Source organism: Ramlibacter sp., from assembly GCF_035706265.1.
Lineage (GTDB): Bacteria > Pseudomonadota > Gammaproteobacteria > Burkholderiales > Burkholderiaceae_C > Ramlibacter.
Map to the genome: position 1 here is coordinate 1 of NZ_DASSVG010000519.1, position 8,458 is coordinate 8,458.

Genomic DNA, 8,458 nt, shown 5'->3' on the forward strand with positions numbered 1-8,458 from the left:
TCTCGTCGCTCACCTTGGCGGCCTTGCGCAGGCCATCGCGCAGCCGGTCGAAGGTCTTCGCGTAGGCCTTGCGCACGCCCAGCCTCAGGCCCGGCTGCCGCAGCGCGTCGGTCAGCTCGGTCATTTCGGCCTTGAGCGCCGCCGTGCCGAGGATGTTGAACACGTCGCGCAGCAGCTTCAGGTGCACCGAGCGCACGGCATGGATGCGCGCGCCGCTGGCGTCGAAGTCGGCCTGCTCCTGTTCGATGCGCGCGCGCATGTGCCGGATCACCGACATGTTCTTGCCGCGCAACCCCCTCAGCTCCACCATCTGCTCCGCGAGGTCGCGGCGGCGGATGGAAAGCAGGCGCGTGGCTTCGGTGCGCAGTTCGGCGGTGTTGGCCGCGACCGAGGCGCGCAGGATCTTCTGCCGCTGGCCGAGCACGCCGTGCGCGAGTGCCGTCTCCAGCAGGGGAAGCCGGCTCTGTTTCAGCAGTTCGGCGTCGTTGTTGACCTTGGCGACCAGGCCCTTCTGGCCCGAGACCGGCAGCACCTGGTGGCGCTGCAGGCCCAGGATTTCGGCCGTGGTGGCGCGCTGGCGGTCGATCTGCGCCTGCACCTGCGCGGGAGTGCTCAGGGCATCCCACATGGTGTCGATCTTGTTCAGGACGACGAGGCGCGAATCGCCTGCGTTGTCCTCCGAGATCAGGTGCTCGCGCCAGATCTGCAGGTCGGACTTCGTGACGCCGGTGTCGGCGGCCAGGATGAAGACCACCGCGTGGGCCTGCGGGATCAGGTTGACCGTCAGTTCGGGCTCGGCGCCGATCGCGTTGAGGCCCGGCGTGTCGAGGATCACCAGCCCCTGCTTCAGCAGCGGGTGGGCGATGTTGATCAGGGCATGCCGCCAGCGCGGGATCTCGATCAGGCCGTCGGGGCCCTTGATCGGGTTGTCCTCGGGCGCGTCCTCGTGCCAGAAGCCCAGCGCGCGCGCCTCGTCCTCGCTCACGCGGCGGATCTCGGAGACCTTCTCGAAGGCCTTGGCGAGCTGCTGCGGATCGTTGACGTCGAGGTCCACCCGGTGCCACTTCTCGGGCACCATGCGCCACTCCATCAGCGGCTGCGTCTGCAGGCGGGTCTCGATCGGCAGCAGCCGCAGGCAGGGCGGCACCTCGGGGTCGTAGCCCAGCTCGGTGGGGCACATCGTCGTGCGCCCGGCGCTGGCCGGCATGATGCGGCGCTTGTAGCCGGCGAAGAAGATCGCGTTGATCAACTCCGACTTGCCGCGCGAGAACTCCGCGACGAAGGCCACCATGACCTTGTCGGTGCGCAGCTGCGACTCCAGCCGCCGCAGCCGCTCTTCGACCGCGCTATCGAGCAGGTCGTGGTCCTTCAGCCATTCGGACATCAGCTTCAGGCGCAGGGCGAACTCGCGCCGCCACGCGCCGTGCTGATCGAACTGTTCGTTGAAGGATAGTGCCACTCGGAGTCCCGCCTCGGCTGACTATAGCATCGGGGTTTTGGGGGGCCGGCCGGCCGTCAGCCCCGCTGGCACGCCGGGCAGAAATATGTCGCGCGCTGACCTTGTCGCAGCATCCGTATGGGCGTATTGCACACCCGGCAGGGTTGGCCGGCGCGGTCGTAGACCATGGCTTCGAGCTGGAAGTAGCCCGATTCGCCGTGCGCGTTGGAGAAGTCGCGCAAGGTGCTGCCGCCCTTTTCCACCGCCCGGGCCAGCACTTCGCGGATCGCCGCGTGCAGGCGCGCCGCGCGCGGCTTGCTGATGCGCGCCGCCGGCAGCGTGGGCCGGATCCCCGCCAGGAACAGCGCTTCGGAGGCGTAGATGTTGCCGACGCCGACCACGAGGTCGCCCGCGAGCAGCACCTGCTTGATCGGTGCGCGGCGCTTCTTCAGGCCGGCGTGGAAGGCCTCCAGCCCGAAGTCCTCGCCCAGGGGCTCGACGCCCAGGCCGCCCAGGAGCTTGCGGGCCTGTTCCGAAGCCTCGCCCTCGCAGAACACCACGGCGCCGAAGCGGCGCGGGTCGTTCAGGCGCAGCACGCCCTGCGTCGTCATCAGGTCGAAGTGGTCGTGCAGGGCCGCCTCCGGCAGCGCGGCCTCGAAGCGCAGGCTGCCCGACATGCCCAGGTGCAGCAGCAGCAGGCCGCGGTCCAGATCGAGCAGCAGGTACTTGCCGCGCCGGCGCACGCCCGTGACGGTGCGCCCCGCCAGCGCGGCGGGATCGCATCCGAGGGGCCAGCGCAGGGGCTTGCCCAGGCGCACCTCCAGGATGCGGGCGCCGACGATACGGTCGGCGAAACTGAGGCGAGTGACCTCGACTTCCGGCAGTTCGGGCATGAAAAAGGCTTGGGCGGCCCGCGAAATCACGTAGCGGCTTTGCGGAACGCGCCATTATCATGACCCGATGAAAAGATTCCGGAAGGCAGGGCTGCTGCTCGTGGCGTGCGTCCTGGCGGGCTGCGCGTCCGCCCAGGGCAGCGGTCCCAAGATCGCATCCGCGGCCGACAACAGCGGCATGGATGCCGAACTGTTCTACCAGCTGCTGCTGGGAGAACTGAACGTGCGCAGCGCCGAGCCCGCCGCGGGCTTCGCGCTGATCCTCGACGCCGCGCGCAAGACCGCCGACCCGGCGCTGTACCAGCGGGCGGTGGAACTGGCCTTCGAGGCCCGCGACGGCGACGCCGCGCTGCAGGCCGCGCGGGCCTGGAAGCAGGCCTTCCCCAAGTCGCGCGAGGCCAACCGCTACGTGCTGCAGATCCTGGTGGCGCTCAATCGCATTCCCGAGAGCGCGGAGCCGCTGAAGACCGAGATCGCGCTGGCCGACGCGGGCGACCGCGCCGCCGTGATCTCGGTGGCGCCGCGCATCTACGCGCGCGCCAGCGACAAGAAGCAGGCTGCCACCGTGATCGAACAGGCCCTGGCCGACTACCTGGGCCAGCCCGCCACCGGCCCGGCCGCCTGGAGCGCGGTCGGCCGCATGCGGCTGGCCGCCGGCGACACCGAAGGCGCGCTTGCAGCCGCCAAGCGCGGTCACGGGCTCGACGCCAAGGCCGAGGGCCCCGCCCTGCTCGCCCTGGAGCTGATGGATCCGAAGCTGCCGCAGGCCGAGGCGCTGGTGCGCAGCTACCTGGCGGCCCAGCCCCTGCCCGAGATCCGCATGGGGTATGCGCGCGCGCTGCTCGACGCGCAGCGCCACCAGGAGGCGCTGCAACAGCTGCAACTGGTGACGCGCGAGCGCCCCGAGTTCCCGGAGGCCTGGCTGGCGCAGGGCACGCTGCTGGCGCAGGACAACCAGCTCACCCAGGCCGAGAGCGCGCTGCAGAAATACATCCAGCTCGCGCAGGCGCAGCCCGCCACCGAAGAGCGCACCCGCGGCCTCGCGCAGGCCTATCTCTCGATGGCGCAGGTGGCCGAGAAGCGCAAGGACTTCACCGCCGCCGGCGCCTGGCTGGACCGCATCGAGAACTCGCAGGACCTGTTCTCGGCCCAGAGCCGGCGGGCTTCCATCCTGGCGCGCCAGGGCAAGCTGCCGGAGGCGCGCAAGCTGATCCAGTCGCTGCCGGAGCGCACGCCGGCCGATGCGCGCATGAAGCTCACCGCCGAAGTGAGCCTGCTGCGCGACAACAAGCAGTACAAGGCCGCCTACGACCTGCTGGCGCAGGCCATCGCGAAGAACCCGAAGGACCCGGACCTCCTCTACGATCAGGCCATGATGGCCGAGAAGCTCGACGACTTCGCAGACATGGAAAAGCTGCTGCGCCAGGTGATGACGGTCAAGCCCGACTACCACCACGCGTACAACGCGCTGGGCTTCTCCTTCGCCGAGCGCAACGTGCGGCTGCCGGAGGCGCGGCAGTTGATCCAGAAGGCGCTGGAGTTCGCGCCCGGCGATCCCTTCATCACCGACAGCCTCGGCTGGGTCGAGTTCCGCATGGGCAATCGCGCGGAGGCCCTGCGCATCCTGCAGGGCGCCTACAAGGACCGGCCCGATCCCGAGATCGCCGCCCACCTCGGCGAGGTGCTGTGGGCGCTCGGCCAGCGCGACCAGGCCGAGAAGATCTGGCGCGAGGGCATGCTGCTGAACAACGAGAACGAGACGCTGCTGCAGACGATCAAGCGGCTGAAGGTGCAACTGTGAGGGTGGGGCTGCTGCGCTCGTGGCTGCTGGCCGCGTCCTGCGCTTTCCTGCTGGCCGCCTGCGCGACGCCGCCGCGGACCCCGGTGGCGCCGGGCACGCAGGTCTGGACCGGGCGGCTCGCGCTCACGGTGGAAGGCCAGCGCGAGCAGTCCTTCTCCGCCGGCTTCGAGCTGACCGGCGCGCCCCAGCAAGGCGAACTGAAGCTGTCCAATCCGCTGGGCGGCACGGTGGCCGTGCTGGCCTGGGCGCCCGGCAGCGCCGTGCTGCGCTCGGGCGGCAAGACCCAGCAGTTCGATTCGCTCGAAGCCCTGGCGCAGGAAGCGACCGGCGCGCCGATCCCGATCGCGGCCCTGTTCGACTGGCTGGCCGGCAAGGCCACGCCGGTAGCCGGCTGGCAGGCCGACGTGAGCCAGGTGGCCGAAGGCCGGCTGCGCGCCCGCCGGGTGGATCCGCCCCCGGCGGCAGACCTGCGGCTCGCCTTCGACCACTGAAAGAAGTGGTGCGCGCCCTGTACGACGTCGCCGCCCCGGCGAAGCTGAACCTGTTCCTGCACGTCACCGGCCGGCGCGAGGATGGCTACCACCTGCTGCAGTCGGCCTTCATGCTGCTGGACTGGCACGACAGCCTGGATTTCGAGTTGCACCCCGGCGGGGCCGTGAGCCGCGAAGACCTGACGGTGCCGCTGCCCGAAGACGACCTCACGGTGCGCGCCGCCCGCGCGCTGCAGCAGGCCACCGGCTGCACGGCCGGCGCCCACATCCGGATCACCAAGCGCCTGCCGGCCGAGGCAGGCATGGGCGGCGGCTCCTCGGACGCCGCGAGCTGCCTGCTGGCCCTGAACCGCCTGTGGGGCCTGGGGCTGGCGCTGCCCGCCCTGGAAGCCATCGGCCTGCGACTGGGCGCCGACGTGCCTTTCTTCCTGCGCGGCCGCAACGCCTGGGTCGAAGGCATCGGGGAGCAGATCACCCCCATCGAGCTGCCGCCGGCGCGCTTCGTGGTGGTGAAGCCACCCCGCGGGCTGAAGACAGCTGACATCTTCCGCCACCCGGCCCTGCAACGGGACAGCATTGGTGCTAGAATCACAGGCTTTGCTGCAGATCCCTGGCGTTTCGGGCACAACAGCCTGGAACCGGTAGCCCGGCTGCTCAACCCCGAGGTGGGGGAAGCACTGGACTTCCTGGCCAGCCAAGGCCTCGCGGCCCGCATGACGGGCTCGGGCAGCGCGGTTTACGCGCTGCTGCCACCGGATAAACTCCCGGGGCAGGTCCTGGCGCAGATGCCGGCCCGCTGGGCCGGCGCAGGCTGGGTGGTGCGGGAATGCGGCAATCTGGATGTTCATCCCCTGGTGGGGTGGGCCTCCAGCGACGATTCGGTTGGCAGCTGATCCGGCTGCCGACCCGTGTAGGGGAGTCGCCAAGTTGGTTAAGGCACCGGATTTTGATTCCGGCATGCGAGGGTTCGAGTCCTTCCTCCCCTGCCAAACCACAGTCGTTGATCTTGTGGGACAGACCGCGACGAAGAGTGCTCTGTCCCCAACCGATTGGCTCGTCCGCTCATGCAGGTAGCTCCCCCCGCCCCCGATTTCATGGTGTTCACCGGCACGGCCAACCCGGCGCTGGCGGAGGAGATCGCACGCCATCTCGGCATCTCCCTCGGCGCGGCCACGGTGGGCCGCTTCTCCGACGGCGAAGTCACCGTGGAGATCAACACCAGCGTGCGCACGCGCGACGTGTTCGTGGTGCAGTCCACCTGCGCGCCGACCAACGACACGCTGATGGAGCTGATGATCATGGTCGACGCGCTCAAGCGCGCCTCGGCCGAGCGCATCAGCGCCGTGATCCCCTACTTCGGCTACGCCCGGCAGGACCGCCGGCCGCGCTCGGCCCGGGTGCCGATCTCGGCCAAGGTGGTGGCCAACCTGCTGCAGACCGTGGGCGTGGCCCGCGTGCTGACGATGGACCTGCACGCCGACCAGATCCAGGGCTTCTTCGACATCCCGGTCGACAACATCTACGCCTCGCCGGTGCTGCTGGGCGACCTGCGGCAGAAGAACTACGAGGACCTGATCGTCGTCTCGCCGGACGTCGGCGGCGTGGTGCGCGCCCGCGCGCTGGCCAAGCAGCTGGGCACCGACCTCGCCATCATCGACAAGCGCCGGCCCAAGGCCAACGTCTCGGAAGTGATGCACGTCATCGGCGAGATCGAAGGTCGCAACTGCGTGATCATGGACGACATGATCGACACCGCCGGCACGCTGGTGAAGGCGGCCGAGGTGCTCAAGGAGCGCGGCGCCAAGCACGTCTACGCCTACTGCACGCACCCGATCTTCTCGGGCCCGGCCATCGAGCGCATCACCAAGGGCTCCGCCCTCGACGAGGTGGTGGTCACCAACACGATCCCGCTGTCGGAAGCGGCGCGCACCTGCCAGAAGGTGCGCCAGCTCTCCGTGGCGCCGCTGATCGCCGAGACGATGCAGCGCATCGCCAAGGGCGAATCGGTGATGAGTCTGTTCTCGGAACAGGTCGACCTGTTCTGAGCTTTTCGCGCTCCCTTCACGGGGAGCTTTGTTGAACCGGCAGCACACTGGTCGCGGTGGTTGCCGAACTGGAGATCGCAATGAAATTCGTCGCTTTCGAGCGCGCCAAGCAGGGTACGGGTGCGAGCCGCCGCCTGCGCAACGTCGGCAAGACGCCCGGCATCGTCTACGGTGGCGAGGGCCAGCCGCAACTCATCGAGCTGGACCACAACGCCCTGTGGCACGCCCTGAAGAAGGAAGCGTTCCACTCCTCCGTGCTGGACATGGAGCTGAACGGCGCCACCGGCAAGGTGCTGCTGCGCGACGTGCAGTACCACCCGTTCCGCCAGCAGGTGCTGCACATCGACTTCCAGCGCGTGGACGCCAACACCCGCCTGCACATGAAGGTTCCGGTGCACTACAAGGGCGCCGAGGAATCCGATGCCGTCAAGCTGGACCACTGCCTGGTCAACCCGGTCGTCACCGAACTGGACATCTCCTGCCTGCCGGCCGACCTGCCGGAGTTCATCGAGATCGACCTGGCCGGCCTGAAGAAGGGCACGGTGCTGCACCTCAATGACGTGAAGCTGCCCAAGGGCGTGAAGGCCGTGACGCACGGCAAGCCGAACCCGGTGCTGGTGTCGGTGGTGACCCCGGCCGCCGAGGAATCCGCCGAAGCCGCCGCCGCCGGTGCCGAAGGCGCCGCCGCTGCCGCCCCGGCCGCCGCCCCCGCCAAGGGCGCTGCCAAGGCCGCCAAGACCCCGGCCAAGAAGTAATTCGCTGACCACCCCCGCGCAGGCGGGGGTCCGGAGGGGCGCTCAGCGCCGCTCGCCCACGAAATCAGCCCGCGAAAGCGGGCTTTTTTCTTGCGCGCGTGGCGACAATATTCCCATCGGCGCGGCCGCGCTTTGCCATTACCTTCACCGAATCCATGATCAAGCTGTTTGTCGGCCTGGGCAACCCGGGCCCCGAGTACGAGGCGACGCGCCACAACGCCGGCTTCTGGTGGGTGGACGAGCTCGCGCGCGAGCTGAAGGCCAACCTCGTCTTCGAGCGCAGCTACCAGGCGCGGATGGCGCGCGTCAACATCCACGGCCAGACGGTGTGGCTGCTCGAGCCGCAGACCTTCATGAACCTGTCCGGCCGCTCGGTCGCGGCGCTGGCGCGCTTCTACAAGATCCCGCCGGAAGAGATCCTGGTCGTGCACGACGAGCTCGACATCGTCCCCGGCCAGGCCAAGCTGAAATTCGGCGGCAGCCACGCCGGCCACAACGGCCTGCGCGACATCCACGCGCAACTGGGCACGGACGACTACTGGCGCCTGCGCATCGGCATCGGCCACCCGGGCGTGAAGTCCGAAGTCGTGAACTGGGTGCTGAAGAAACCGGCCCCCGAGCAACGCACCGCCATCGAGGAATGCGTCACCCGTACGCTCAAGGCCTTCCCGGCGCTGATCGCCGGCGAGATGGAGAAGGCCACGCTCATCGTGCACACGCACAAGGCGCCGCGGCCCAAGCCGCCCCGCCCCGAAGGGACCTGAACCCCAACCACCCCCGAGAGGAGGCCCACGTGACGAACAAGATCCTGTTGATCGCCCTGGCGTTGTACGGCGCCGGTGCCGGCGCGCAGACGGTCTGGCGCTGCGGCAACAGCTACGGCCAGCAGCCCTGCGCCGGCGGCACGCCCGTCACCCTCTCGGAGCCGGTGAGCGGCCACCCCACCGGCAAGCGCGTGGCCGACATGGAGGCGAAGCTCGCCGCCGACCTGGAAAAGGCGCGCCTGGCGCAGGAGCGCAATGCGCCCAAGGCGAT

8 protein-coding genes, 1 tRNA gene and 1 pseudogene are annotated in these 8,458 nt (G+C 69.4%); 8 read left to right on the top strand and 2 right to left on the bottom strand.

Annotated features, from left to right (window positions below; translation table 11 throughout):
• Positions 1–1,459, bottom strand: a 1,459-nt coding sequence (locus VFM98_RS18560; RefSeq protein WP_325111379.1) for a dynamin family protein, incomplete at its 3' end; no start/stop codon positions are given.
• 56 nt (positions 1,460–1,515) lie between these two features.
• A complete protein-coding gene (mutM, locus tag VFM98_RS18565) occupies positions 1,516–2,331 on the bottom strand; it encodes a bifunctional DNA-formamidopyrimidine glycosylase/DNA-(apurinic or apyrimidinic site) lyase (protein ID WP_325111380.1) in 816 nt (271 codons plus the stop codon).
• A 67-nt stretch (positions 2,332–2,398) separates the two neighbouring features.
• Between mutM and VFM98_RS18570 the strand changes: the two genes are divergently transcribed.
• The 8 genes and pseudogenes from VFM98_RS18570 to VFM98_RS18605 form a co-directional block, all read left to right on the top strand.
• The gene (locus VFM98_RS18570; protein ID WP_325111381.1) at positions 2,399–4,132 is read left to right on the top strand and encodes a tetratricopeptide repeat protein; all 1,734 of its coding nucleotides are present in this window, start codon (positions 2,399–2,401) and stop codon (positions 4,130–4,132) included.
• Positions 4,129–4,623: an outer membrane lipoprotein LolB gene (locus VFM98_RS18575; protein WP_325111382.1), complete on the top strand. Its 495-nt coding sequence runs from the start codon at positions 4,129–4,131 to the stop codon at positions 4,621–4,623. Before VFM98_RS18570 ends, VFM98_RS18575 begins: the two co-directional genes overlap by 4 nt.
• Positions 4,624–4,631: 8 nt before the next feature.
• The gene (gene ispE, locus VFM98_RS18580) at positions 4,632–5,516 is read left to right on the top strand and encodes a 4-(cytidine 5'-diphospho)-2-C-methyl-D-erythritol kinase (protein WP_325111383.1); all 885 of its coding nucleotides are present in this window, start codon (positions 4,632–4,634) and stop codon (positions 5,514–5,516) included.
• Positions 5,517–5,535: 19 nt separating this feature from the next.
• Positions 5,536–5,612 (top strand) — tRNA-Gln (locus tag VFM98_RS18585).
• 75 nt (positions 5,613–5,687) lie between these two features.
• Complete coding sequence (locus VFM98_RS18590) at positions 5,688–6,668, top strand: ribose-phosphate pyrophosphokinase (protein WP_325111384.1); 981 nt, start codon at positions 5,688–5,690, stop codon at positions 6,666–6,668.
• 80 nt (positions 6,669–6,748) lie between these two features.
• A complete protein-coding gene (locus VFM98_RS18595; protein WP_325111385.1) occupies positions 6,749–7,423 on the top strand; it encodes a 50S ribosomal protein L25/general stress protein Ctc in 675 nt (224 codons plus the stop codon).
• 155 nt (positions 7,424–7,578) lie between these two features.
• Positions 7,579–8,187 (top strand): aminoacyl-tRNA hydrolase, encoded by a 609-nt coding sequence (gene pth / locus VFM98_RS18600; protein WP_325111386.1) that lies wholly within the window; start codon positions 7,579–7,581, stop codon positions 8,185–8,187.
• A 29-nt stretch (positions 8,188–8,216) separates the two neighbouring features.
• Positions 8,217–8,458: pseudogene (locus VFM98_RS18605) on the top strand (hypothetical protein); the annotation flags it as partial.